Source organism: Marinobacter sp. AC-23 (genome assembly GCF_001858325.1).
Lineage (GTDB): Bacteria > Pseudomonadota > Gammaproteobacteria > Pseudomonadales > Oleiphilaceae > Marinobacter.
This window is the reverse complement of the sequence record NZ_MBPP01000044.1, coordinates 1-23,516: the sequence shown is the minus strand read 5'-3', so window position 1 is coordinate 23,516 and position 23,516 is coordinate 1. Positions and strand designations below refer to the sequence as shown.

Genomic DNA, 23,516 nt, shown 5'->3' with positions numbered 1-23,516 from the left:
AATAGGGTAAGCCGGCTAGGGTTGAGCCTGAAACGAGTTCCTAATGGGAACGTATCAGTGGCTCGGGGACAGCTTGGAAGCTGCAACCTCAAACATTGAACGACATGCTGCGTTGAGTTTTGCCGCCGCTGAGCTCAGCTGCTTCGCGATGTACTCGTTGCGTTCTTTTTTAGCACGTGCCACAAGATCGTGAATTTCGACAATGCTAGGCGTATTTGAGAGCTCTGTAGTCATGGGGCTATTCTCCTTGGTTGCACCACTCAATTTCTATGTGATCTATGCTACTGAGATCGTTGTGCTTGGAAAAGCGATCCTTTCTAAGCACAATGATGAGAAAACCTCATGGTATGTGGTAACACTTATGCGTCGTCTTCCCCCGCTGAATGCATTAAGAATGTTTGAAGCATCCGCTCGCAAAGGCAGCTTTGTAGCCGCTGGAGACGAGTTGGCTGTAACTGCGTCTGCAGTAAGTCACCAAATTAGAACACTTGAAGAATATTTGGGAGTGAGTCTGTTCAGCCGTAGCAAGCGAAAGGTGGAGCTGACGCCGCCCGGAGAGCAGTACCTGGTGTCTGTCAGGCATGCTTTGGATGAAATCGAAATGGCCACTCACAGGCTGTCAGCCAGTAAAGAATCCAATGTGGTTCGAATCAGCGTAGCGCCCAATTTTCTGATTCGGTGGCTGATGCCGCGCATATCTCGTTTCAGAGAAATCTATCCGGATATTGAGCTGCAGATAAGCGCCTCTTTAGGGTTGCTCGATTTCAATGAGACGAACACGGATATGGCGGTCTACTATGGGAACGGCGAATGGGATGACATCGAGGTTTACTTCCTGCAGAGGGTAAGGCTTGTGCCTGTGTGTAGCCCGAAGCTTTTGGAGGGAGATTACCCTTTGCTGGTTCCGAGCGACCTGCGCTATCACACCTTAATCTATGTGAGTACACGTAAGTGGGAATGGGATAGCTGGTTACAACTGGCCGAAGCGGAGTTTGTTACGCCCCAGAACAGCCTTCAGCTGTCCAGCGGCCAACTAACCACGGCTGCAGCGCAGGAAAACCTGGGCGTTGCGCTTGCAGACCCCACGCTGACGTCCAGGGAGATCAGTTCCGGGAACCTGGTGGTGCCGTTCGATATTCCGCTTGATACCCGGAAAGCTTTTTATCTGGTTTATCAGAAGTACCGTCCGTTGACGTCGGGTATGAAGGCCTTCAAAGAGTGGATAATCAGTGAAATGCAGGCCACGGACGCGTACGGCGTAGAGAAAAAAGAGTCGCCTTGATTCTTTGTCAATCCTGCTGCCTAAAGACGAGGTCACCCTGACCAGCCGGCAATAATCGGTACATACACGATCAACAGCAGCACGCTGATCAATGTCAGCAAGTAGGGAACGATAGCCCGGGTGATGCGCTCCAGTGGCAGCTGTGTGATTGAGGAAGCCACATAGAGGTTGATCGCCACCGGCGGGGTGATCATGCCAATCGCCAGCCCCACCACGATAATCAAGCCAAAGTGAATGGGGTCGATTCCCAGCTGAAGCACCAGGGGCAGCAAAACGGGCGTTAGAATAATCAAGGCGCTGGCGGTTTCGATGAATACACCGGTCAGCAGGATTATTCCAACCACCAGCAGCATGATGACGTAAGGGTTGGTGGAGATAGACAGCACGGCTTGTGCAATGGCGCCGGGCACCTGCCAACTGGAAAGCGTCCAGCTCAGCACCGCCGACGTGGCGATGACCAGCATGATCACGGAGGTGGTAATCGCCGAGCGAATCAGGATGCGATACACGTCGGGCAGCTTGAGATCCCGGTAAATGAACAGCGAGACCAGCAGCGCGTAATTGACCGCCACCACAGCCGCCTCACTGGGCGTGAAGATACCCGAAAATATCCCCCCCAGAATGATTACCGGCGTCATCAATCCCCAGCTGGCGCTTTTCAGCGTGCGCCAGATGGTGCTTAGAGAAAGCGGTGTGCCTTTAGGGTACTGGCGCTTGTAGGCTTGCATAATGGCAATCGCCATCAACCCCAGCCCCATGGCCAGCCCCGGCAAAAAGCCGTTCAGGAACAGCTCGGTTACCGATTGCTGGGCAATTACGGCATAGATAATCATGGGCACGGAAGGTGGAATCACCACGCCCAGGGTGCCGCTTGCCGCAATCAAGCTGGCGGCAGATGCCGGATCGTAGCCTTTCTTGCGTAATTCTGGCACCAGGCTTGAGCCAACTGCTGCCGTGGTCGCAGCTCCCGAGCCTGAAATCGCCGCGAAGAACATCCCCGCCATCACGGAGACCAGCGATAAACCGCCCCGTAGAAAGCCGAACAGAGAGTCAGCGAAGTTGACCAGCCTCTCGCTCACCTTGCCTTGGGCCATCAGATCGCCGGCAAGAATGAACATGGGGATAGCCACCAGGGCAAAGGAATTGATGCCCTGAAACATCTGCTGGGTAACCACCATAAGCGGCACGCCAGCCTGGCTTAGGGCGACCATGGTGCTGGCCCCTATCGCCAGGGCAATAGGTACGCCCAGCAGCATGAGCCCGAAGAACAGCCCGAACAGTAACAGCGTCATGGGGCGGAATCCTCAACGCGTTCGCCATCCAGCAGCAGCTCTAGCAGATCAACCAGGGCATACCAGCTCATCACGGCTGCGGTAAACGGAATAATGGCGTAAACGTAGGTCATGGAGACCCGTAGGGATGCAGATTTTTGAAAGCTTTGCACTTGCATATAGCGATAGCCGATCACCACCAAGGCCACCATGAAGGCTAACACCGCCAGAGTGGCGGCAATGCGTGCCACTTGCCGTAGGCGCACGGGTAAGGCGTCCACGGCAAAGGTCACGGCAATATGCCGGCCACGCTGAAAAGCCAGGGTGGCTGCCAAAAAGGTGATCCACACCAGCAGAAAACGAGCGACCTCTTCGGTCCAGCCAACTGCGCTGAATAGCACGCGGGAGACAATCTGCAGGGTGATCACCCCAATCAGCGCCGCCATGGCCGCAAAGACTGCGGGCTGGATGATTGCATCCAGCCCGCGCTCAATTCGTTTTAGCGGTTTCAACAACGATTGGGTAGCTGAGCCCACTTACTTGAGCGCCTCCTGAATGCGCGGCAAGTAATCACCGAACTGTTTTCCGTACTGCTCGTATACCGGTGCTACGGCCGCCTGGAAGGCTTCGATATCCGGGTTGTCGTTGATCTGCATGCCGGCTTCGCGCAGCTCGGCCAGTTGCTCGGATGCCATCTCGGCGTTTATTTTACGCTCATACTCGGCGGCTTCCTGGGCGGCTTGGGTTACCACCTCCTGAGCGGCTTCCGGCAGTTTGGACCAGGCTGGCATACCCATAACGAATATGGCCGGGGCATAGGTATGCCGCGAGAGGGTCATGTAGTTCTGGGTTTCGTTAAGCTTAAAGGAGTGAACCACATTCACCGGGTTTTCCTGCCCATCAATGGTGCCTTGCTGCATGGCGGTTAGGGCTTCGGTCCACGCCATTGGAATGGCGTTGGCGCCTAACGCACGGAAGGTATCCACATACACCGGGTTTTCCATCACGCGAATGCGCAGGCCGTCCATGTCTTCTGGTGAGTTGACCGGGCGCTCGCTGTTGGTCAGGTTGCGAAAGCCGCGCTCGGCATAGGCCAGGCCTTTCAGGTTAACTTCGGAGAGCTTGTCGAGCAGTTCCTGGCCAATGGGCCCATCAAGCACATCGTATGCTGCTTGCGGTGAAGGAAACAAAAACGGCAGCTCAAAAACCGCCATTTCTTCAACAAAATTCGCCACAGGGCCGTTAGTGATCACCCCCATATCGACGGTGCCAATCTGCATGCCTTCCAGCAGGGTGCGCTCATCACCCAGCGAGGCGTTGGGATACAGCTCTATGCTCACCGCACCCTCGGTACGCTCTGCGACCAAATCCTGGAATTTTACGGCGGCAATATGAAAACCATCTTGCTCATTGACACATGTGCCAGGCGCAGAGTGACTGGATCCATATCGGTAAAGTCGGATGCAAAAGCGGTGCTGGCGAAAGCCAGGGAGATGCCGAGCGTAAGCGCATTCAAAGCGAGTTTTTTCATTGTAATTTTCCTTGATGGCTAAGGGATAGTGCATTCAAAAGAATGCATTTTTGCTAATAGTGGGAGGGAACCCTTTGCCTGCATGTTATGCCAATGGTTTATGTTCAGCAATCTGCAAGGAGGGTTGGGGTCGGGCCTGTTCCTGCCGTCACTTTCCACCACCACCTTGTGCCTGACCGCACCATAACTGAGCAGGCTGGTTTCCGCTGCACGCTTTTAGGTCCGAAGCTGAAGCTTCGGAGCCGTGTACTGATTCATGTTTTCAAAGTAAGAGTCTGATAAATAAACAACTTTTATAAGTCTGGAACAGCTCATGCACAGGAGGCTTGCGTTGCTGACGAACTGCACAACCCACTAGAATGCAAAGGACGATGAAATGAGCATCAGTAAACACGTGAAACTAAGCCTCTCTGCACTGGCACTTTCCATCTCTTTCAACTCCGTTGCAGCGGAAGATCCTATCAAGGTCGGCATTCTGCACTCCCTCTCCGGCACCATGGCGATCAGTGAATCCACCCTGAAAGACACTATGCTGATGCTGATCGAAAAGCAGAACGAAGCCGGCGGAGTGCTGGGTCGTCAGCTTGAACCGGTTGTTGTGGATCCTGCCTCCAACTGGCCGCTGTTTGCCGAAAAGGCCCGTGAGCTGCTGGCAAAAGAAAAAGTCGACGTGATCTTCGGCAACTGGACCTCGGTTTCCCGTAAATCCGTACTGCCGGTGATAGAAGAACTCAACGGCTTGTTGTTTTACCCGGTTCAGTACGAGGGTGAAGAATCCTCCGAGAACGTGTTCTATACCGGTGCAGCGCCCAATCAGCAGGCGATCCCGGCGGTTGATTACCTGATGAACGACATCGGCGTTGAGCGCTGGGTTCTGGCAGGTACCGACTACGTCTACCCGCGCACCACCAACAAGATCCTCGAGACCTACCTCAAGGACAAAGGCGTGGCCGCTGCCGACATCATGATCAACTACACGCCGTTTGGTCATTCCAACTGGCAGGCCATCGTTTCCGACATCAAGGCGTTTGGTAGTGCAGGTAAGAAAACCGCTGTGGTTTCAACCATCAACGGTGATGCAAACGTGCCGTTCTACCGAGAACTGGGCAACCAGGGTATCGAGGCCGCCGACATCCCGGTGGTTGCCTTCTCCGTAGGTGAGCAAGAACTGTCTGGCATAGACACTGGCCCTCTGGTGGGGCATCTGGCGGCCTGGAACTACTTCATGAGTGTGGAGAGTGACGCCAACTACGATTTCATCGATGCCTGGGCTGCCTATTCCGACAACGAAGATGCCGTTACCAACGACCCCATGGAAGCGCACTACATCGGCTTCAATATGTACATTGAGGCGGTCAAGAAGGCCGGCACGGCGGATGTAGACGCCGTGAAAGACGCCATCATCGGCGTTTCCGTTCCCAACCTCACCGGTGGTTACGCCACCATGATGCCGAACCATCACATCACCAAGCCCGTGCTGATCGGCGAGATTCAGGACAACGGCCAGTTCTCCGTGGTCTGGGAAACGCCGTCTACCGTGGCGGGCGACGCCTGGTCTGATTTCCTGCCGGGTTCCAAAGATCTGATCAGTGACTGGCGCAAGCCGCTGTTCTGCGGAAACTTCAATGTGGTTTCCGGTACCTGCGGTGGCCAGGCGAAAGTCGCTGCTGAGTAAGGTTTAAGCGGTCTGCACCGTGATACGGGCGAGGTCTGATCCTCGCCCGTTTTCTCGAACAGCGTTTTAACTTACAGCCCCCTTATTCATCAGGACAGGACACAAACATGGGCATCTTCCGATTGCTCAGCCATCTGCTGCTAACAGTCTTCGTGCTATACCCCGGCCTTGTGCAGGCTCAGGTAGACGATTCGGAAGCGCAGCAGTTGCTTACCTCTCTGGCAGAATCTTCGTTTGCGGAAAAGAAAGAGGTGGTCAACCAGATCGCCGGTAGTGGCGATGAGCGCGCCCGAGGCTGGCTCGAATCTTTCGCCAGCAATAAACTGGGCCGCATCGAATCCAGCGGGCAATTCATTATTGTGCTGGAAAACCGGGGCCGTGACTGGACTGTGGAAAGCGCACTCACCGGCGAAAACCTCGGTGAAATTTCCCGCCGCGACATAGACACCGTTCGTGTTAACAACGCACTGCGCAATGAACTTGAAAGCATTCTCTCGGTGCTTGATCTGAAGAGCCCTGAAGAGCACAACCGGTTAACTGCCGCCCGCGCCCTCAAAGGCAGCGTGGATGGCGTTCTCGCCGAGCGACTACCGGAATTGATGAGCGACGAAAAGAGCGACTCTGTTCGGGCGGCACTCACCGAAGCCCTGGCTATTTATCAAGTGGAAGAGCAGGGCGATGTTGCTGCTGTAGCGACCCTCTCCGGCAGCCTCAACTCACAAGCCCGCGCTGCCCTGCAACAAGCCATGCGTAGCGACGATGCCGCGCTGGTAGCCGCAGCCACTAAAGCCATGGCAAGCATCGAACAGAAGCTGAAATTGAACCGCGCGGCTGAGACTCTGTACTTCGGATTGTCGCTCGGCTCGGTACTGATGCTGGCCGCCATTGGCCTTGCCATCACCTTCGGCGTGATGGGCGTCATCAACATGGCCCATGGCGAACTGATCATGCTGGGTGCCTATACCACTTGGGGCATGCAGCAATTGCTGCCGGGCCAGCCCGGCCTGGCATTGATCCTGTCCATCCCTGCAGGTTTTCTGGTGGCGGCACTGGCGGGCATCGCGATAGAGCGCACCGTGATCCAGCACCTGAAAGGCCGACCGCTGGAAACCCTGCTGGCCACCTTCGGTGTCAGCCTGATTCTGCAGCAGCTTGTGCGCACCGTGATCTCCCCGCTCAATCGCACCGTGATCACGCCGGACTGGATGAGCGGCTCGGTGATGATCAACGAAGCACTGTCTTTAACACTTAACCGCCTGTACGTGATCGGCTTTGCGCTGGTGGTGTTCGCGGGCCTGATGCTGATCATGCGCAAGACCCGCCTTGGGCTGGAAGTGCGCGCAGTGACCCAGAATCGAGCCATGGCCCGCTCCATGGGTATCAAGGCTACGAAAGTGGACATCCTCACCTTCGCGCTTGGTTCCGGCGTCGCCGGCCTGGCCGGTGTTGCACTCTCGCAGATCACCAATGTCGGGCCCAACCTGGGCCAGGCCTACATCATCGATTCCTTCATGGTGGTGGTGTTCGGCGGCGTGGGTAACCTCTGGGGCACCCTGCTGGCGGGTATGACGCTGGGCACCATCAACCAGCTTCTGGAACCTTGGGCCGGTGCAGTACTCGCCAAGATCATGGTGCTGGTTTTCATCATCCTGTTCATTCAGAAACGCCCCCGGGGACTCTTTCCCCAGAAGGGCCGTGCGGCAGAGGGTTAAGGTATGTGGTTAATGAGACCCTTGCAGGAGCGTTCAACTCGAATTTTCCTGGGCGTGCTCTTCGCCTCCCTGGCGCTTGTCAGTGTGCTGCATGTGTTCATGCCGCAGGACAGCGCCCTATACGTAAGCGCCTACACCGTTACGCTGCTGGGCAAGTATCTGTGCTACGCATTGCTGGCGGTGGCGGTGGATCTGGTGTGGGGCTACCTCGGTATCCTCAGCCTGGGCCACGGCGCTTTCTTTGCCCTGGGTGGCTACGCCATGGGCATGTACCTGATGCGCCAGATTGGCGATCGCGGCGTCTACGGCGACCCGTTGCTGCCGGATTTCATGGTGTTCCTGAACTGGCAGGAACTGCCTTGGTACTGGCTGGGTTTCGACATGGCCTGGTTCGCCTTTGTGATGGTTCTGCTGGCGCCGGGGATTCTTGCCCTGGTGTTTGGCTTCCTGGCCTTTCGCTCACGGGTGACCGGTGTATACCTGTCTATCATCACGCAGGCGCTGACCTTTGCGCTGATGCTGGCCTTCTTCCGCAATGAGATGGGCCTTGGCGGCAACAACGGCCTGACGGATTTCAAGGACATGCTCGGCTTTGATCTGCGCACCGATGCCACCCGGCTTGGGCTGTTTATCGCCACCGGCATTGCGCTGGCCATGGGTTACCTTATCTGCCGCGGCATTGTGACCAGCAAACTGGGCCGCGTGAGTGTTGCCTGTAGGGATGCCGAGGCACGCACACGCTTCCTTGGTTATCGGGTGGAGCGGGTGCAGCTGTTCGTGTTTGTGGTCTCCGCCATGCTGGCAGGTGTGGCAGGTGCGCTGTATGTGCCCCAGGTGGGCATCATCAACCCCAGCGAATTCTCGCCGCTGTTCTCCATCGAAGTGGTGGTCTGGGTGGCACTGGGTGGCCGCGCCACGCTATACGGCGCCGTCATTGGGGCGATATTGGTGAACTACGGCAAAACCGTGTTCACCGGCATCATGCCCGATGCCTGGTTGTTTGCCCTCGGTGGTCTGTTTGTTCTGGTGACCGTGTTCCTGCCCAAAGGCATTGCCGGCCTCTTGTTCAAACCACGGAAGTCCAGCGACGCCAGTAACACGCCCCCGGCGAAGGAGGCTACCGCATGAGCATTCTTCAGGAACTGACCAACAGGGATAGGGTATTTGAATTTCTTGCGCCAGCACAGTCCCCTGTGGACGTGCGGCACGGCCCCATTCTGTACCTGGAAGATGTGAACGTGAGCTTTGATGGCTTCAAGGCCATCAACAATCTCAACCTCACCATCGACGACGGTGAACTGCGCTGCATCATCGGCCCTAACGGCGCCGGCAAAACCACCATGATGGACATCATTACCGGCAAAACCCGCCCGGACACCGGCTCGGTGTGGTTTGGCAGCCGCCACAACCTGCTCACCCTGAGCGAGCCAGACATCGCCTCCCTCGGCATCGGTCGCAAGTTCCAGAAGCCCACGGTATTTGAAGCGCTGACGGTGTTCGAGAATCTGGAACTGGCCATGGCGGCGGACAAGCGGGTGTTCCCGACGCTGACTGCACTGATGACACCGGAATACCGGGATCGCATCGATGAAGTGCTGGAAATGATTGGCCTGAAAGAGCTGCGCCAGGCCCTCGCCGGCATCCTCTCCCACGGTCAGAAACAGTGGCTGGAGATTGGCATGCTACTGATGCAGAAGCCGCGCCTGCTGCTGGTGGATGAGCCGGTCGCCGGCATGACCGAACAGGAAATGGAACGTACCGCCGAACTGCTTACCAGTCTGGCCGGCAAACAATCGGTGGTGGTGGTAGAGCACGATATGGGCTTTGTGCGCTCCATCGCCCGCAAAGTCACCGTTCTGCATCAGGGCAGCGTGCTGGCGGAAGGCTCAATGGACCAGGTCTCAAACGACCCGGAAGTGATCAAGGTATATCTCGGGGAGGAAGCCTGATGCCAACTGAAAGCCTGATGCTGAAGATCGACAAGCTCAACCAGTATTACGGCGAAAGCCACACTCTCTGGGATCTGGAACTGGACGTACCCCAGGGCCAGTGCACCTGCGTGATGGGGCGAAACGGCGTGGGCAAGACTACTCTGATGAAATGCATCATGGGCGAGGAAAGCGTAAAAAGCGGCTCCCTCGTGTTCGCCAAGGACGTGGAACTCGCCCAAAAGAAAATAGAAGACCGTGCCCGCCTCGGCATTGGTTATGTGCCCCAGGGCCGGCAGATTTTCCCGCTGCTGACCGTGGAAGAAAACCTCCGCACCGGCCTGGCCGTGCGCAAAGACGGCTGCAAGGTAATCCCCGCACGGGTGTACGAGTTGTTTCCGGTACTGAAAGAGATGCGCCACCGCCGGGGCGGCGACCTTTCCGGCGGCCAACAGCAACAGCTCGCCATTGGCCGTGCGCTGGTGATCGAACCCCGCCTACTGATCCTCGACGAACCGGGGGAAGGCATTCAGCCCAACATCGTCGCCCAGATTGGCGAGGTTATCCGCAAGCTGATCAAGGAAGACGGCCTCACCGTGTTGTTGGTGGAGCAAAAGCTGCCGTTTGCCCGCAAATACGCCGACCGCTTCGCCATCCTTGATCGGGGCCGCCGAGTGGCCGAGGGAGAGATCGCCGGCCTGACCGATGAGCTGATCAAAAAGCACCTGACGGTATGACGGCTTTCCAACGGGTAGAACAGTGCCGCCAACCAGATCAGGGCTCGGGACACCGATTCGATCTGGAGCGACGCTGGGCTGCCGGCTTGTCTCTTGGCTTTGAAGCACGAGCGGAAGTGGTAAGGGGGGAAGAGAGCAAACCGGTTACACGTCTGGCGCACCGAAAACACCATGGCCCGTTAAGAGTGCAGCGGCCGTTCTATCCGGAAGGGCGAAACGGCTGCTGCCACGTTTACCTGTTGCACCCGCCCGGCGGGTTGGTCAGCGGTGACGAGCTTCGCATCGAGGCCTCGGTGGGAGAGGGCGCCCATGTGCTGCTAACCACGCCTGCCGCCGCCAAGCTCTACAAAGCCGATAGCCACGGCGTTGCCTGGGGGCAGCACACCCGCCTGCAGGTAGCTAACAACGGCATCCTCGAATACCTGCCCCAGGAAACCCTCGCATTTGATGGCTCCCGGGGCGAACAGACCACCACCATCGAACTGCAAACTGGCGCCAAATGCATCGGCTGGGAAATCCTCGCCCTCGGCCGCCCGGCCAGCAATTTGCCGTTTGTCTCCGGCCACCTGGAACAACGTTTTCGCCTGCTGCTGGGCGGCCGCCCACTGTGGCTTGAGCGCCAGCTTATGGACCCCGCACATCCCCGGTTCAAAGGCCATTGGGGCCAAGGCGGCGCTACCGTACAGGCCACCCTGTGGGTTGTCGGCCTGGAAGATGAAAGTGGTGCTATTGAAGCGCTGCGGGAAGCCCTGCCAGCGAACCCGCGATGGGCCGTCACTCGGCGCCGTGGCGTATTGCTGCTGCGCTATCTGGGGCAGGAAAGAAACGAAGCCTGGGCGCTTTGCCAACAAGCCTGGGAACTGCTCAGGCCAAAGCTCACCGGCCAGCCTGCCAGCGTTCCCCGAATCTGGCTGACCTGAACAACATGCGCATAGCGGAGTGATAAACCATGGAATTGACGCCCAGAGACAAAGACAAACTGATGCTGTTCACCGCCGGTCTGCTGGCCGAACGCCGCAAAGCCCGGGGCCTGAAACTGAACTACCCGGAAGCCATCGCCCTGATCAGCGCTGAAATCATGGAGGGCGCCAGAGCAGGGCAGTCCGTCGCGGAGCTGATGAGCAGCGGCGCGGAGATTCTGACCCGCGACGACGTAATGGATGGCATCGCCGACATGATCCCGGAAGTGCAGGTGGAAGCGACCTTCCCGGACGGCACCAAACTCGTCACCGTCCACAACCCCATTGTTTGAGGTGCGCGCCATGATTCCCGGTGAATACCAGCTCAAAGACGGCGATATCGAACTCTGCGAAGGCCGCGAACGCATCACCATCGACGTCGCCAACACCGGCGACCGCCCGATTCAGATCGGCTCCCACTACCACTTTGCCGAGGCGAATCCCGCGTTGATTTTCGATCGGGTTAAAGCAAAAGGCTACCGGCTGGACGTCGCCGCTGGCACGGCCATTCGTTTCGAGCCGGGCCAGTCGCGGCAGGTCACTTTGATTCCTTTTGCAGGCCATCGCGAGATCTACGGTTTCCGGGGCGACGTTATGGGCAAACTGGAGGCGCAGACATGAAAATAACAAGGCAAGCCTACGCCGACATGTACGGCCCCACCGTGGGCGATCGCGTGCGGCTGGGTGATACCGAACTGTGGATTGAGGTCGAGAAAGACCACACCCACTACGGCGACGAAGTAAAATTCGGCGGCGGCAAAGTCATCCGCGATGGCATGGGCCAAAGCCAGCGCGCCGACGACACCGTGATGGACACTGTTATCACCAATGCATTGATTCTGGATTGGTGGGGCATTGTTAAAGCCGACATTGGCCTGCAAAACGGCCGTATCGCCGCCATCGGCAAAGCCGGCAACCCCGACACCCAGCCAGACGTCACCATTGTCATCGGCCCCGGCACCGAAATCATCGCCGGCGAAGGCAAAATTCTCACCGCCGGTGGCATCGACTCTCACATCCACTTCATTTGCCCGCAGCAGATTGAAGAAGCCCTCATGAGCGGCATTACCACCATGCTTGGCGGCGGCACCGGCCCGGCCACCGGCACCAACGCCACCACCTGCACACCCGGTGCCTGGCACATGGGCAAAATGCTCCAGGCCGTCGACAGCCAGCCCATGAACATCGGCTTCCTGGGCAAAGGCAACACCAGCCTGCCCGAAGCTCTGGAGCTGCAAATTAAAGCCGGTGCCATCGGCTTGAAACTGCACGAAGACTGGGGCACCACCCCAGCTTCCATCGACAACTGCCTCACCGTGGCGGATAAATACGACGTACAGGTGGCCATTCACACCGACACCCTAAACGAATCCGGCTTCGTGGAAGACACCCTCGCCGCGTTCAAAGAGCGCTGCATCCACACCTACCACACCGAAGGTGCCGGAGGCGGCCACGCGCCGGACATCATCACCGCCTGCTCCAAACCCTACGTGCTGCCGTCGTCCACCAACCCGACGCGGCCCTACACCGTGAACACCATCGACGAACACCTCGACATGCTGATGGTGTGCCACCACCTGGACCCCAACATCCCGGAAGACGTCGCCTTCGCCGATTCACGCATTCGCCGCGAGACCATCGCAGCGGAAGATATCCTGCATGACCTGGGCGTTATCTCGATGATCGCCTCTGATTCCCAGGCCATGGGCCGGGTAGGGGAAGTGGTGTGCCGCACCTGGCAAACCGCCCACAAGATGAAAGTTCAGCGTGGCCTGCTGCCGCAAGATGAAAGCCTGGGCGCCGACAACTTTCGCGCCAAACGCTACATTGCCAAGTACACCATCAACCCCGCCATCACCCACGGCATTGGCCACGAAGTGGGCTCGGTAGAAGTGGGCAAGCTGGCGGACCTGGTGCTTTGGAACCCGGCGTTTTTCGGCGTAAAACCGGCCTCATTGTGAAGGGCGGCATGATTGCAGCTGCGCCCATGGGCGATCCCAACGCCTCAATCCCCACGCCCCAGCCCGTGCATTATCGGCTTATGTTTGGTGCCTTCGGCAAAGCCGCCAGTGCCACGCGCCTGACGTTCGTCAGCCAGGCTGCATTGGATGCGGGCATTGGCAAAGAACTGGGCCTGGACAGCCCGCTGGCGGCCTGCAAGAACGTGCGGCAGGTGCGCAAGAGCGATATGAAACTGAACGACGCCTGCCCGCACATCACCGTAGACCCGCAAACCTACGAAGTGCACGCAAACGGCGAACTGCTTACCTGTGAGCCGGCCTCTGAACTGCCGCTGGCCCAGCGCTACCACTTGTTCTGAGCCGGAAACCGGAGAACCTTATGCTGGAACTGATTAAACGTATCACCAACGTGGAAACTTCCGAAATCCACGACAACCTGACTCTGCCCTACGAACTGCGCATGCGGGGCCGGTTGCGCACCACCACAGAAACCAGCCAGGACGTTGGCCTGTTTCTGGATCGCGGCCCGGTGCTGCGAGACGGCGACCTGCTGCAAGCCAGAACTGGCGAAATCATCCGCATCCGCGCAGCGGAAGAGCCCGTGGTAACCGCCCGCATAGAAGCCGGCCTGCCGCTGGCGCGGTTGTGCTATCACCTCGGCAATCGCCACGTCTCTCTCGCCATCGGTGAGAATGATCAGGGCGGCTGGGTTCGCTTTCCGCCAGACCATGTGCTGGAAGAACTGGCCGAGCATCTGGGTGCTGAGGTTGTTCATCACACGGCATCCTTTGATCCCGAACCGGGTGCCTATGCGCAGACCGGAAAAGCCGATAGCGGCCACAGCCACGGGCACGGCCATCACCATGCTCACTCCCATTAACAGCCCAGCGGCCGCATCGAACGACTTGGCATTGCTGGGCCTGATGCAGCTGGTCAGCCCTGCGCTGCCCATTGGTGCTTTTGCCTGGTCTCAGGGTCTGGAAAGTGCCTTTGAGCTGGGTTGGGTAAATAACGAAACAGACTTGCAGCAATGGCTGGAAGGCGTACTGGAAGATGGCCTGAGCCGCTGCGAGTTGCCTTTGCTGGTGCGCTTGCAAACCGCCTGGGCGGTAGACGATGCGAAAGCCATTGCACAGTGGAACAACTGGCTGCACGCCACCCGGGAAACCGCCGAACTGAGCGACGAAGACACCCGCCTTGGCGCTGCATTGGTCACCCTGCTGCGCAACCTGGGCCTGCTGCCGGATGCGAGCCTGATCCCGCAGGAACCCGGCTACATCACCATGTTCGCCTGGGTGGCCCATCACCGGAATGTACCCGAGCGCCTGACCTTACTCGGCTTCGCCTGGGCCTGGCTGGAAAATCAGCTGGCGGCTGCCTGCAAGGCGCTGCCCCTTGGCCATACCGCCGCCCAACGCATCACTGAACACATGCGCCCGCTATTGGTAACGGCTGTGGAAGCCGCCCTGCAGCGGGACGACGAAGAGCTTGGCCCGATATTGCCCGGCCTGGCCCTCGGCAGCGCCTTACACGAAACCCAGTATTCGCGGCTTTTCAGAAGCTGAAGAACAAACGCTGATTACAAGAGACACGGAGAACACGCCATGAAACATTGTTTGAGAGTTGGAGTAGGTGGCCCGGTAGGCTCCGGCAAGACCGCCCTGTTGCGCCAGCTGTGCAAAGCCCTGAAAGACCACTACGACATAGCCGTGGTCACCAACGACATCTACACAAGAGAAGACGCCGACTTCCTGCTCAAGCACGACGCCCTGCCAGCCGACCGCATACTGGGCGTGGAAACCGGCGGCTGCCCGCACACCGCCATCCGCGAAGATGCCTCCATGAACCTGGCGGCCATCGACGACCTGCAAAGCCGACACCCGAATCTGGAACTGGTGATGGTCGAATCCGGTGGCGACAACCTTTCCGCCACCTTCAGCCCGGAACTGTCTGACCTCACCTTGTACGTGATCGACGTATCCGCCGGCGACAAAATCCCCCGCAAAGGCGGCCCCGGCATCACCAAATCCGACCTGCTGATTATCAACAAAATCGACATCGCCGAATACGTCCACGCCTCGCTGGACGTGATGGAGCGGGACTCCAAAAAGATGCGCGGCGAACGGCCGTTTGTGTTTGCCAACCTTTATGACGGGGTAGGGCTGGAGACGATTATCAGCTTTATTCTGGAGCGCGGGATGCTGCCGGAACGACGCCCGGAAAAACTTGCCGAAACCGCCTGAAGGCCCGGTGAACAGAATCTATTGAAAACCAGGAGAAACATTATGAAAGCAATCACCCGAGTACTGATGGCCACCGGCCTGATGGTTACCGCGACAGCGGCCTCTGCTCACGTCGGCCACGACGCAGGCACCGGCTTCACCAGCGGCCTGCTGCACCCCATGCAGGGCCTGGATCATCTGCTGGCCATGGCCGCAATCGGCTTCTGGAGCGTGCGCCAATCCGCCACACTAAAAAACAGCACACCGCTGTTCGTCATCGGCGGCATGGTCGTCGGCGCTGGCATTGCCTGGGGCGGCTTGAGCCTGCCGGGCGTGGAAACCGGTATCGCACTTTCGGTGCTGCTGGCAGGTATTCTGATTGCCACCATGGCCAAGCTGCCGACCGCTGTGGGCGGCTCCCTGGTTGCGGCGTTCATGGTGTTTCATGGGTTTGCGCACGGAGCTGAAATGCCCGCCGGAGCGGCGTTGGTGGCTTACCTTGCCGGGTTCTCTATCGCTACGGTGGCGTTGACGTGTGTGGGGCGTGGGCTTGGTGCTTTGATGCTCAAGACAGATAGCCGGGTTGGCCGAACGTTGGGCGGTGTTGTGGCAGCAGTTGGGGCTTTTTTGGTAGCTGGTTGAAAATTGGCCAGGAAAACATTCTACGATGTTACTGGCTATTGGAGCCGGCTTCACGTCGGCTCCGGCATGGTAATCCCCCCGAAAACACCCCACTAAAACGGGGGGATTACCACCCAAACTGACCGTTTTCCGGACGGATGGTCGTATCTGGTTGGATAACAACCCGGTGTAAAATGCCACACGCCCATTCGTCATTGGCCGCAAAGCTGGCCCTTCAGCCAGGCGCTAAAGGATGCACACGCCAGCGCCAGAATCTATAACCTGATCGAAATGGCGCTAGCCAATGGTCTTGAGGCCTAAGCATGCCTGGTGGAAGCACTCATCAAAGTGCCATCATCATCGACAACCGACGATGATGGCAACCAGTTGTTGCCATGGAATCAGGGCGAAATCATTCCGGTGTAGTTCGTGGGGCGCTTACAAATAAATTTAACCCCTCAAGCTCCCTGCTATTCTCCAATACGGGCAGTCTGGGCCGCTGTAGTGCGTTCAAATTCAGCTACTTCTGCAACCACATACGCGACATGATGGCTCGTATCAATCTTAATCCAAGTTGTCGGCCCGCCACCTATTTCTTTATTTGCGCATCGCTGAATTTCGTTGTCTCCCCAGCTAAAACCGGAACAAAGGTAGTGACCAGAATTAATTAAAGTTTGGGCTAGTTCGCAATGCTGGAAACCACCAATTGGCTTTCTGATTACATGCCCCCTGACGATGAAAAATTCATCGTCAATGGTATATCGGATTTTGGCGTTAGTGTTTCCATATCCTGTCTCACCGGTGCTAGGGCCTCTAACGCCATAATCCCCAAAATATATACGGAAGGTGGGGTGTTGTTTTCGAGCATTTTTCCAAAGCAGCATTTCTCTTCGCAATACTGAGCCACAAGAATCTCGGTCTTTAATCACCTTGTCAATCGAGTTCGGCAGAGAGCACCCAGCAATAGAGTATGTTGAAAAACCATAACCAGTAATTTGAGAAAATAGTGAATCAAAACTGTTAAATATATCTACTATTGGCAGTGCACTCAGATCCTCGAGGTCAAGAGTAACGTGACAGTTAGCCGGATTGATCTCAAGATAATTAAGAATTTCACTCAATCGTTCGTGAAAGTGAGTGGGGTCGCTAACATCATCAAATGCAAATCGCTCTAGCCTGATACAAAATTTACCAGTGTGCATTCTCGATATGCTTTTTAATGCTAAACGATATTCGTCATCATCCCAGCGATCATAGCCAACAACAGGTACGACATTAACGCCATCACTCTTCAAAGAGTTGTAAAGGTAGTTTAAATGGTGCTCCCCTGTTTCGACCTTGTCGGCTGGATCCTGCCAATGGTATGTGTCGAACATCGCATACATGCCAGGCCGAAGCTCGCCTATCTTTCGACTTACTTCGGACAAAAAGGTGGCCTTAGCATGTGGATTGTCTTTGTATTTTTTGAGCTCCGGTTTGAATCTAGGAACCTCGAACAAAGGTATCATGCTGTTCGTTACATTTTGTGACGCATTACGAAGCGAATCAAATTCAGCATCTTTTGCTTTTAATATGGGGAAGTAGAGAATGTTCATAACTAAGCCTCAATTTTCTCGTCGGATGGAAACAACTGGCGTATTTGGTTCTGTCCCACCAAGTCGGAGAACAGGCTATAATTCCCCGATTCCCTTCGGAGTCGACCGGCGATTACTGCCGGGTGGATCTTCAAATCCTTTGCAAATCTTTCAATCGTGTCCTTGCTTGGCGTCGTATAAGCATCGCTTCTCCGCCACTTTACACGCGGAATAAAGGCTTCGGTTGCTAAGCGGTTGGCCTCTGCCTCTTTTCGATCTTCGGATGATGTATCTAAATCATCCAAAAAGGCCTCATTGTTACCAACATGCTTCCAAATATGAGCGACTTCGTGCACCAACGTAAACCAAAAATGATCAATCCTGTCATACCTCAACGTGAGACTGATAATAGGGGTTCCATCAGAATCTTTAAGAGCGGCTCCGTCCAACAGTGTGCCTTTCAGTGCAGGTTCAATTACTACAGCGATGCCTGATTTCTCTAATTGCTCAATCGCTAATAAAGGACCCGTATCAAACCGACTTAGCTGAGCAAGCTCTTTCAAATAATTGGCAGAAAGTACATCAGTTTCATAACGGCCTAAGTTGCTCTTTTTGTCCCGAGCTTTCTGAATTACCCGTGCTAACCAAGCATACAAGGCATACCTAGATGTTGGCGTTTCCGCCTCCCCAGAAAATGTTTTACGAAATGATGCGGCACCGAATTGCAGCCCAGCATCTGAAATGAAGCCTTTCACCAAATCTTCAACGTTGTCCTTGGCTACTTTTCCCAAATTTTCTATCCAACCCCGGCGCGCCATTTCTTTGATCGGAAACTTCGACCAATCTACAGATCGCTTGTTGATAGGGGCGTCGGGAAGCGAAGCGCCAATCAATGTTTCGGCAGAGATACCCAAGCCGATAGTCAGTGCCCGAATCATCTGGACGGTTAGAGGCCGTTTGCGATTTAGCACCTCAGAAACTCGACTGCTCGTGCCGAAATAAGGCACTAGGTCAGCTTGCTTCAAGCCCTTCTCGTTCATGCGGAATAAAATGGCGTCGACTGGATCCGGGCTTTCCACTGGATACTTTGAATTTTCATGCGCTTCTAGCAAAACTGTAAGCAGCTCAAGTCGTTCACTCTTTTTAGAGTTCAACTTGGGATCTTCAGCAATTAGAGCCTGAACCTCATCAAGGTAAGCTATATATTGTTCCTCTGTGCGAATTACTTTAGCGTCCATCATTTCTGTCTTCACTGAAGGCCGGTGATAACGGCGATGCCTTGTTGGAAAGCAATTTGCAGGGAAACCTCTTTGTTACAGTTGCTTATGGGGAAAATGAAGCTGCCCGGCTGAGACTGTCGAGCGTTCGGAAACTGTTGACTCACATCCGCTGGTCTTTTCCAGTTCGCGTCAGTAAGTTCTGCGACCCATGCGCATATCCAAGTACGCGCCGATTCGTCCGTGCGCGAAAGGCACTGTAATTTTCCCCGTCCTATAAGTCGCATAGCTTAACGTTTCCCAATTTGGGAACATTATGCGCGTAATCAGAGGAGGTTTCAAGCTCCCAAATTGGGAAATTGGATGGCTGCTGCATCGCGGGAGTTTCGTGATGACGGTCTTAGAGGAAAAACCCGAATTGTCGCCCGTAGACGTCGACATCGAATGCCGTGCCAATGGGGATCACGGCAACGCTTCTGATATCTGTAGGTTTTAGCTCAGCGTCGGTTCTGTGAGCTCACAGCTTTTTATAGGGCACGATGAACCAAGTTTATTGCGGCTCCACCGGCAAGGTGCAGCGAATGGATTGCCAAGCTTGTTCAGCTGACTCGTATTTACGTGCAGATTATAGTCGTGTGTCGCACAGCACAGCTCGATGAATAGGCCCCTGTAACTAGCGCGCAACCAACCCGCCTCTATTTCAAGCTTCGTCTGCACGGACCCGCCGTTGTGCTCTAGACGGGTGTAAGTCAAAACAGGTGCAAGGCGAGCCATGACGGAAAAAACCGGAACAGGTTTATTCTTTTGTGGTGGATGGGGAATCCGTAAGTCGATGACTGCGCCGGGCGGGGCGAACTATACTTTGGATACTGTTCGCAGAAGGGGGCGCTCAAGATAGACGGTGATATGGTGCACAAGATGAGTTATGAGGAATAGATCCATGCGCAGGCTATTCTTCGGACTGGAGATTCCCGCTCGTATCAAAGCCCGCCTGTTGAAGACCACGGCAGAGATGTCCGCTGCCAAATGGCAAAGTGTTGAGCAGATACACATCACATTGCTGTTCCTTGGCGACGTGGAAGAAGAACGTCTATCGGCGGTGTGCGAGGCTGCCCGCAATATTCCCCTGGCGCCTTTTGAGCTGAGTGTTACGGGGCTGGGTTGTTTCGGTCAGCCTTGTGCCCCTCGAAATCTTTGGGCGGGAGTCCAGCCGACGGCTCCCGTTGCCAGTCTCCATAGCGCGATTAAAGGCCAAATGGAGAACCTTGGATTAACAACTGAAAGTCGGGCATTCCGTCCCCATATCACCCTGCCAGATTCAAGCGCCAGCCCGGTTCGGTTCAGGGCTTGCTGGCCGAGTATGGGGAAACGGCTTTCGGGTCGTTTCAGGTGGATCAGTTCGTACTCTTTGAGAGCGAACAAGGCTCCGGTGGTTCGGTATACACGGTGATTGAACGCTTTCCTTACATGACTCGCGCCATGTGATCGTCGCCAAGGTTGGTCACACGAAAACCGGGACAGATTTATTTTCCAGTTTCCGTATTGTTCCTGGCAGGCCAGCAATTGCCGGCGCCGGCCTTAGCGAATTTTTAGCAGTGCATCTTCGATGTCGGTGCTGTCTTCTGGGCGGACGACCCGCGCTATTTCTTCACCATCCTTCAAAAAAATCAGGGTCGGCCAGAGCTTAACGCCAAACGTCCGCCCCAATCTGCGGCCTTTGCCATCTTCAACCTTCACATGCGGAACGCTTGGGTGATTGTCCATTGCCGCCTTGATGTCCGCCTGAGCACCCTGGCAGATCCCGCACCAGTTGGTGCCGAATTCGATCACCATTGGGCCCGTGCTCTGGTCCAGCTCATCACGGCTCAGGGTTTCGGGTGTATATCGGCTGGTGTACGACATGGTGTCTCCTTGTTGGGTTATCCGTTTGGAAAATAAATCTGTCCCGGTTTTCTGAGGTCGTCGAGTGTTAGTGCTCCTTTAATCGGGCAACCCGGAACGCTTCTCTGGTGTCATTTCCTTTTCCCACTCGGCTTCGTCGCCCGGCGCTGGCAGAAACCGGCCAAACTCGATCATCTGAGTGGCTGGAATGTCCTGCAGATAAATCCAGACGTCCTCAGCCGTTGTGCCCGTGATTTGCACTACCTTTTCAAGCATCTGGCTCATCAGGGCCTGCTTGACCTCGGTATTGCGGCCCTCGCGTACCAGTCCGTGCACATACACCTGGGGCGCTGAGTTTACGCGGCCACCGACAAAGTGCTCACCCTCGTTGGTCGCAAAAAACAGAACCTGGGCGAAGAAGTGGGGCGCGCCGGTTTGCGTGTGATGGGCCGTTGTGATGGCCTCCGCTATCTGTGATTTCTGCTGCAGCGACAGGGAAAGATTCGCGACTGTTACAGTGTAAGTGGGCATTGGGAAGTCCTAACGAGCGTTGCATGTATGCATGGGTCTGGCCAAGATGGAAAGTGGGGTAGCTTGTTTCACTATAGCAACGCTTGTCAGCATGGCCACGCGCATGGAAAACCGAGACAGACTTATTTTGTGCACACTGTTTTTTTGACGTTATCAGCCCATTTCGAAAAATATCTATCAAACAAGAGCTATCAAACAATCATGACGAGAAAGACATTAGGTTTAACCCGAAAACGAAATAAAGACGCTAAACCAGTGGCTGAGGAAGCCGAAGCTATGGTTGAGGTGGAAGGTGAGGCCGATCCACAAAAACGTTTTTTAAATGGTGTGGCTATCAATCCAACGCCGGGGATTCGCTTGGAGTCAGGTTCAGAAAAACTCACGGTGCGCGCGATGGATTTGATCACGCCGATTGGCATGGGGCAGCGAGGTTTGATAGTTGCGCCGCCGGGGTCTGGAAAATCGACGATTTTGAAACATATTTGCCAGGCGGTGGGAAAGGCGTATCCCGAGATTAAACTTTACGCGTTATTGATAGATGAGCGACCCGAAGAGGTCACTGATTTCAGGCGTAGCGTCCCGGCTGAGGTACACGCTTCTTCTTCGGATGAAAGCTATGCTCATCACGTTCGCGTTGCCGATGAACTTCTTGATATCGCCCGCCAGCAAGCGGGCGAGGGTCACAACGTCATGATTGTGATTGACTCTCTCACGAGGCTTTCGCGTGTGCATAATGCGGAGCGAAAGAGCAGCGGTCGTACTATGTCTGGCGGGGTGGATGCCCGAGCGATGGAGATTCCGCGGAGGTTGTTTGGCGCTGCACGAAACATTGAGAATGGCGGCTCGCTGACCATTTTGGCGACTGTTTTGGTGGATACCGGCAGCCGTATGGACCAGGTTATCTTTGAGGAATTTAAGGGCACGGGGAACATGGAGCTGGTTTTATCGAGAGACGTTGCGAATCAGCGAATCTTTCCCGCGCTGGATATTTCGAAAAGCAGTACACGCCGTGAAGAGCTGCTGTTGGATCCAAAAGATTTAGACAAAATAAGAGCATTGCGCCGGGCGCTTGGCGGTCTTAAACCGCTAGAGGGCACAAAAAAGTTGGTTGAGCTGCTTGAGAAGTACCCCACAAATGCCGAGCTTCTGAAAAACATCCCCGGGCCAGGATGATGATGCGTGTGAGTGATGACCTCGGGAAAATCGGGACAGTTCTATGAGCTAATCTGGTCGGTAACTACTGAATGGGAAACCGTTATGAAACTGATCCTTTTGCTCGCCGCTGTATTGGTTGTTGGTCTGTTGGTGACTCAGCAACTGAACAGGGGTAAGGAAGCCAACGCTGAACAGGCCGCGGAAATGGGGCCAACAAGCCGCCAAAGGTTCCGACGAGCCCGGGCGGTGTGCCGAAGTTTGAAGACGACATGAAGAAGTTTATGGAGGATGAGGCGGCCAAGCAGGCGGAAAAGATTGATCAGGCCACGCAGTAAAGGCGGGCAATTCGGCTTTAAAGTTCCGAGATGCCCATTTTGGGTATATAATTACCCAAAATGGGTTTTAGGGGCGTAATTTACATGCCAGCAGTAACAACATCGAACCGCACTGGATTAGCGGATGCCCTGTTCTCACAAACCCGCCAAAAGGTGCTGCGACTGTTCTTCGCACGTCAGGAAAGGGACTTTTCGATCAAAGAGCTCATCGAGCAGGCGGAAGCAGGTTCGGGGGCTGTGCAGCGGGAACTGGCACGTCTGGTGGATAGCGGCCTGGTGCAAGTGAAGCTGCAGGGGCGCCAGAAACGATATAGAGCCAACCCGGACTCGCCCGTTTTTCCGGAGTTGTCTTCTCTTGTCTCCAAACTGCTCGGTCCAGAACAACAGGTTGAAGATGCTCTCAATTCGATTAGTGATAAAATCGATCTGGCCCTGATTTATGGTTCGGTGGCGAAGAAGACCGATCATGCTAATAGCGATATCGACCTCATGTTGGTATCGGATTCCCTCACCCTGGAGGAGGCTTTTGAAGCGTTGGAGCCAGCAGAAACCAAGCTTTCCCGTACCATCAACCCAACCCTCTACAAGCAAGAAGAGTTTAAGAAACGTCGAGCTAACAATAACCCTTTTTTGAGGAAGGTCCTGGAAGGACAGTACATATTATTGAAAGGAAGCATCAATGAATGAAGAAGCACTGGAGAACCTGGTCCGGATACACAAACTCCACCATGAGGTGTTCGGCGACAATTAGGATGACCGGTTAACGACAACTATCTTGGCCGGTTGGGTGTAACAATTGGCCCCTTGTTTTCCATGGTGGAGCAAAGGGTGCCAGGCCAACACATAACCAACCGACAAGAGGAGCTGTTCATGCAGCACCGACAAAATGGCGCAAGCCAGGAAGTGGCTGCCGCCAAGGCGGGT

At 55.6% G+C, this 23,516-nt stretch carries 27 protein-coding genes and 1 pseudogene; 18 read left to right on the top strand and 10 right to left on the bottom strand.

The window, feature by feature from the left end; translation table 11 throughout:
• Positions 1-54: 54 nt before the first annotated feature.
• Complete coding sequence (locus tag BCA33_RS13785) at positions 55-234, bottom strand: hypothetical protein (protein WP_071266718.1); 180 nt, start codon at positions 232-234, stop codon at positions 55-57.
• On the opposite strand from BCA33_RS13785, the gene gcvA reads away from it, so the two are divergent.
• Positions 233-1,282 carry a transcriptional regulator GcvA gene (gene gcvA / locus BCA33_RS13780; protein ID WP_254774410.1) on the top strand — a complete coding sequence of 350 codons (1,050 nt, stop codon included), beginning with the start codon at positions 233-235 and terminating at the stop codon, positions 1,280-1,282. The genes BCA33_RS13785 and gcvA overlap by 2 nt on opposite strands.
• A gap of 32 nt (positions 1,283-1,314) precedes the next feature.
• Here the strand turns inward: gcvA and BCA33_RS13775 are convergent, their stop codons facing one another.
• From BCA33_RS13775 to BCA33_RS21950, 4 genes are read right to left on the bottom strand one after another with little or no spacing between them, the layout of a single operon-like run.
• Positions 1,315-2,574 carry a TRAP transporter large permease gene (locus BCA33_RS13775; RefSeq protein ID WP_071266716.1) on the bottom strand — a complete coding sequence of 420 codons (1,260 nt, stop codon included), beginning with the start codon at positions 2,572-2,574 and terminating at the stop codon, positions 1,315-1,317.
• The gene (locus BCA33_RS13770) at positions 2,571-3,089 is read right to left on the bottom strand and encodes a TRAP transporter small permease (RefSeq protein WP_071266714.1); all 519 of its coding nucleotides are present in this window, start codon (positions 3,087-3,089) and stop codon (positions 2,571-2,573) included. The genes BCA33_RS13775 and BCA33_RS13770 overlap by 4 nt, the downstream gene beginning before the upstream one ends.
• The gene (locus BCA33_RS13765; protein ID WP_254774409.1) at positions 3,090-3,920 is read right to left on the bottom strand and encodes a TRAP transporter substrate-binding protein; all 831 of its coding nucleotides are present in this window, start codon (positions 3,918-3,920) and stop codon (positions 3,090-3,092) included.
• An 11-nt stretch (positions 3,921-3,931) separates the two neighbouring features.
• Entirely contained in the window at positions 3,932-4,084 is a 153-nt protein-coding gene (locus tag BCA33_RS21950) for a hypothetical protein (protein ID WP_254774408.1), read from the bottom strand.
• Between the two features lie 376 nt (positions 4,085-4,460).
• Between BCA33_RS21950 and urtA the strand changes: the two genes are divergently transcribed.
• From urtA to BCA33_RS13700, 13 genes and pseudogenes are all read left to right on the top strand, one after another.
• A complete protein-coding gene (gene urtA, locus BCA33_RS13760; protein ID WP_071266712.1) occupies positions 4,461-5,759 on the top strand; it encodes an urea ABC transporter substrate-binding protein in 1,299 nt (432 codons plus the stop codon).
• A gap of 107 nt (positions 5,760-5,866) precedes the next feature.
• Entirely contained in the window at positions 5,867-7,471 is a 1,605-nt protein-coding gene (gene urtB / locus BCA33_RS13755; RefSeq protein WP_071266710.1) for an urea ABC transporter permease subunit UrtB, read from the top strand.
• A gap of 3 nt (positions 7,472-7,474) precedes the next feature.
• Positions 7,475-8,599, top strand: a complete 1,125-nt coding sequence (urtC, locus tag BCA33_RS13750; RefSeq protein ID WP_071266708.1) for an urea ABC transporter permease subunit UrtC — start codon at positions 7,475-7,477, stop codon at positions 8,597-8,599.
• Positions 8,596-9,420: an urea ABC transporter ATP-binding protein UrtD gene (urtD, locus tag BCA33_RS13745; protein WP_071266706.1), complete on the top strand. Its 825-nt coding sequence runs from the start codon at positions 8,596-8,598 to the stop codon at positions 9,418-9,420. Before urtC ends, urtD begins: the two co-directional genes overlap by 4 nt.
• A 17-nt stretch (positions 9,421-9,437) precedes the next feature.
• Positions 9,438-10,136: an urea ABC transporter ATP-binding subunit UrtE gene (urtE, locus tag BCA33_RS13740; RefSeq protein ID WP_071266795.1), complete on the top strand. Its 699-nt coding sequence runs from the start codon at positions 9,438-9,440 to the stop codon at positions 10,134-10,136.
• The gene (locus BCA33_RS13735) at positions 10,133-11,056 is read left to right on the top strand and encodes an urease accessory protein UreD (RefSeq protein WP_071266704.1); all 924 of its coding nucleotides are present in this window, start codon (positions 10,133-10,135) and stop codon (positions 11,054-11,056) included. The genes urtE and BCA33_RS13735 overlap by 4 nt, the downstream gene beginning before the upstream one ends.
• A gap of 29 nt (positions 11,057-11,085) precedes the next feature.
• The gene (ureA, locus tag BCA33_RS13730; RefSeq protein WP_071266701.1) at positions 11,086-11,388 is read left to right on the top strand and encodes an urease subunit gamma; all 303 of its coding nucleotides are present in this window, start codon (positions 11,086-11,088) and stop codon (positions 11,386-11,388) included.
• A 10-nt stretch (positions 11,389-11,398) separates the two neighbouring features.
• Positions 11,399-11,716: an urease subunit beta gene (locus tag BCA33_RS13725; RefSeq protein ID WP_071266699.1), complete on the top strand. Its 318-nt coding sequence runs from the start codon at positions 11,399-11,401 to the stop codon at positions 11,714-11,716.
• Positions 11,713-13,415, top strand: a pseudogene (gene ureC / locus BCA33_RS13720) (urease subunit alpha). The gene BCA33_RS13725 and the pseudogene ureC overlap by 4 nt, the downstream one beginning before the upstream one ends.
• Before the next feature lie 20 nt (positions 13,416-13,435).
• Entirely contained in the window at positions 13,436-13,936 is a 501-nt protein-coding gene (gene ureE / locus BCA33_RS13715) for an urease accessory protein UreE (RefSeq protein WP_071266697.1), read from the top strand.
• Positions 13,920-14,621 carry an urease accessory protein UreF gene (locus BCA33_RS13710; RefSeq protein ID WP_071266695.1) on the top strand — a complete coding sequence of 234 codons (702 nt, stop codon included), beginning with the start codon at positions 13,920-13,922 and terminating at the stop codon, positions 14,619-14,621. Before ureE ends, BCA33_RS13710 begins: the two co-directional genes overlap by 17 nt.
• Before the next feature lie 39 nt (positions 14,622-14,660).
• Positions 14,661-15,299: an urease accessory protein UreG gene (gene ureG, locus BCA33_RS13705; RefSeq protein ID WP_071266692.1), complete on the top strand. Its 639-nt coding sequence runs from the start codon at positions 14,661-14,663 to the stop codon at positions 15,297-15,299.
• Positions 15,300-15,341: 42 nt separating this feature from the next.
• Complete coding sequence (locus BCA33_RS13700) at positions 15,342-15,920, top strand: HupE/UreJ family protein (protein ID WP_071266690.1); 579 nt, start codon at positions 15,342-15,344, stop codon at positions 15,918-15,920.
• 449 nt (positions 15,921-16,369) lie between these two features.
• On the opposite strand, the gene BCA33_RS13695 is transcribed toward BCA33_RS13700, so the two are convergent.
• Genes BCA33_RS13695 through BCA33_RS19870 form a run of 3 tightly spaced genes read right to left on the bottom strand, consistent with a single transcriptional unit; the run spans position 16,370 to position 18,977 of the window.
• Positions 16,370-17,494, bottom strand: a complete 1,125-nt coding sequence (locus tag BCA33_RS13695; protein WP_071266688.1) for a beta family protein — start codon at positions 17,492-17,494, stop codon at positions 16,370-16,372.
• A gap of 2 nt (positions 17,495-17,496) precedes the next feature.
• Positions 17,497-18,714, bottom strand: a complete 1,218-nt coding sequence (locus BCA33_RS13690; protein ID WP_254774407.1) for an ImmA/IrrE family metallo-endopeptidase — start codon at positions 18,712-18,714, stop codon at positions 17,497-17,499.
• An 8-nt stretch (positions 18,715-18,722) separates the two neighbouring features.
• A complete protein-coding gene (locus BCA33_RS19870; RefSeq protein WP_083394758.1) occupies positions 18,723-18,977 on the bottom strand; it encodes a type II toxin-antitoxin system HigB family toxin in 255 nt (84 codons plus the stop codon).
• A 653-nt stretch (positions 18,978-19,630) separates the two neighbouring features.
• Between BCA33_RS19870 and thpR the strand changes: the two genes are divergently transcribed.
• Positions 19,631-20,140, top strand: a complete 510-nt coding sequence (gene thpR / locus BCA33_RS13685) for an RNA 2',3'-cyclic phosphodiesterase (RefSeq protein WP_254774406.1) — start codon at positions 19,631-19,633, stop codon at positions 20,138-20,140.
• Positions 20,141-20,268: 128 nt separating this feature from the next.
• On the opposite strand, the gene BCA33_RS13680 is transcribed toward thpR, so the two are convergent.
• On the bottom strand, positions 20,269-20,592 hold the full coding sequence (locus BCA33_RS13680) for a thioredoxin family protein (RefSeq protein WP_071266686.1): 324 nt from the start codon (positions 20,590-20,592) through the stop codon (positions 20,269-20,271).
• Between the two features lie 78 nt (positions 20,593-20,670).
• Positions 20,671-21,102 (bottom strand): tautomerase family protein, encoded by a 432-nt coding sequence (locus tag BCA33_RS13675; RefSeq protein ID WP_071266683.1) that lies wholly within the window; start codon positions 21,100-21,102, stop codon positions 20,671-20,673.
• A 63-nt stretch (positions 21,103-21,165) separates the two neighbouring features.
• Between BCA33_RS13675 and rho the strand changes: the two genes are divergently transcribed.
• The 3 genes from rho (at position 21,166) to BCA33_RS13660 (ending at position 23,279) form a co-directional block, all read left to right on the top strand.
• The gene (gene rho / locus BCA33_RS13670) at positions 21,166-22,275 is read left to right on the top strand and encodes a transcription termination factor Rho (RefSeq protein ID WP_254774405.1); all 1,110 of its coding nucleotides are present in this window, start codon (positions 21,166-21,168) and stop codon (positions 22,273-22,275) included.
• Between the two features lie 84 nt (positions 22,276-22,359).
• Positions 22,360-22,530 carry a hypothetical protein gene (locus BCA33_RS20525; RefSeq protein ID WP_175469791.1) on the top strand — a complete coding sequence of 57 codons (171 nt, stop codon included), beginning with the start codon at positions 22,360-22,362 and terminating at the stop codon, positions 22,528-22,530.
• Positions 22,531-22,676: 146 nt separating this feature from the next.
• The gene (locus tag BCA33_RS13660) at positions 22,677-23,279 is read left to right on the top strand and encodes a nucleotidyltransferase domain-containing protein (RefSeq protein ID WP_071266676.1); all 603 of its coding nucleotides are present in this window, start codon (positions 22,677-22,679) and stop codon (positions 23,277-23,279) included.
• Positions 23,280-23,516 lie beyond the last annotated feature (237 nt).

Bases quoted from the DNA above. Each gene is read 5' to 3' on its own strand.
- gcvA (WP_254774410.1), top strand. From the start codon at position 233: ATGGGGCTATTCTCCTTGGTTGCACCACTCAATTTCTATGTGATCTAT.
- BCA33_RS13785 (WP_071266718.1), bottom strand. From the start codon at position 234: ATGACTACAGAGCTCTCAAATACGCCTAGCATTGTCGAAATTCACGAT.
- BCA33_RS13775 (WP_071266716.1), bottom strand. From the start codon at position 2,574: ATGACGCTGTTACTGTTCGGGCTGTTCTTCGGGCTCATGCTGCTGGGC.
- BCA33_RS21950 (WP_254774408.1), bottom strand. From the start codon at position 4,084: ATGAAAAAACTCGCTTTGAATGCGCTTACGCTCGGCATCTCCCTGGCT.
- urtA (WP_071266712.1), top strand. From the start codon at position 4,461: ATGAGCATCAGTAAACACGTGAAACTAAGCCTCTCTGCACTGGCACTT.
- urtB (WP_071266710.1), top strand. From the start codon at position 5,867: ATGGGCATCTTCCGATTGCTCAGCCATCTGCTGCTAACAGTCTTCGTG.
- urtC (WP_071266708.1), top strand. From the start codon at position 7,475: ATGTGGTTAATGAGACCCTTGCAGGAGCGTTCAACTCGAATTTTCCTG.
- urtD (WP_071266706.1), top strand. From the start codon at position 8,596: ATGAGCATTCTTCAGGAACTGACCAACAGGGATAGGGTATTTGAATTT.
- urtE (WP_071266795.1), top strand. From the start codon at position 9,438: ATGCTGAAGATCGACAAGCTCAACCAGTATTACGGCGAAAGCCACACT.
- BCA33_RS13735 (WP_071266704.1), top strand. From the start codon at position 10,133: ATGACGGCTTTCCAACGGGTAGAACAGTGCCGCCAACCAGATCAGGGC.
- ureA (WP_071266701.1), top strand. From the start codon at position 11,086: ATGGAATTGACGCCCAGAGACAAAGACAAACTGATGCTGTTCACCGCC.
- BCA33_RS13725 (WP_071266699.1), top strand. From the start codon at position 11,399: ATGATTCCCGGTGAATACCAGCTCAAAGACGGCGATATCGAACTCTGC.
- ureE (WP_071266697.1), top strand. From the start codon at position 13,436: ATGCTGGAACTGATTAAACGTATCACCAACGTGGAAACTTCCGAAATC.
- BCA33_RS13710 (WP_071266695.1), top strand. From the start codon at position 13,920: ATGCTCACTCCCATTAACAGCCCAGCGGCCGCATCGAACGACTTGGCA.
- ureG (WP_071266692.1), top strand. From the start codon at position 14,661: ATGAAACATTGTTTGAGAGTTGGAGTAGGTGGCCCGGTAGGCTCCGGC.
- BCA33_RS13700 (WP_071266690.1), top strand. From the start codon at position 15,342: ATGAAAGCAATCACCCGAGTACTGATGGCCACCGGCCTGATGGTTACC.
- BCA33_RS13695 (WP_071266688.1), bottom strand. From the start codon at position 17,494: ATGAACATTCTCTACTTCCCCATATTAAAAGCAAAAGATGCTGAATTT.
- BCA33_RS13690 (WP_254774407.1), bottom strand. From the start codon at position 18,714: ATGATGGACGCTAAAGTAATTCGCACAGAGGAACAATATATAGCTTAC.
- BCA33_RS19870 (WP_083394758.1), bottom strand. From the start codon at position 18,977: ATGCGACTTATAGGACGGGGAAAATTACAGTGCCTTTCGCGCACGGAC.
- thpR (WP_254774406.1), top strand. From the start codon at position 19,631: ATGCGCAGGCTATTCTTCGGACTGGAGATTCCCGCTCGTATCAAAGCC.
- BCA33_RS13680 (WP_071266686.1), bottom strand. From the start codon at position 20,592: ATGTCGTACACCAGCCGATATACACCCGAAACCCTGAGCCGTGATGAG.
- BCA33_RS13675 (WP_071266683.1), bottom strand. From the start codon at position 21,102: ATGCCCACTTACACTGTAACAGTCGCGAATCTTTCCCTGTCGCTGCAG.
- BCA33_RS20525 (WP_175469791.1), top strand. From the start codon at position 22,360: ATGAAACTGATCCTTTTGCTCGCCGCTGTATTGGTTGTTGGTCTGTTG.
- BCA33_RS13660 (WP_071266676.1), top strand. From the start codon at position 22,677: ATGCCAGCAGTAACAACATCGAACCGCACTGGATTAGCGGATGCCCTG.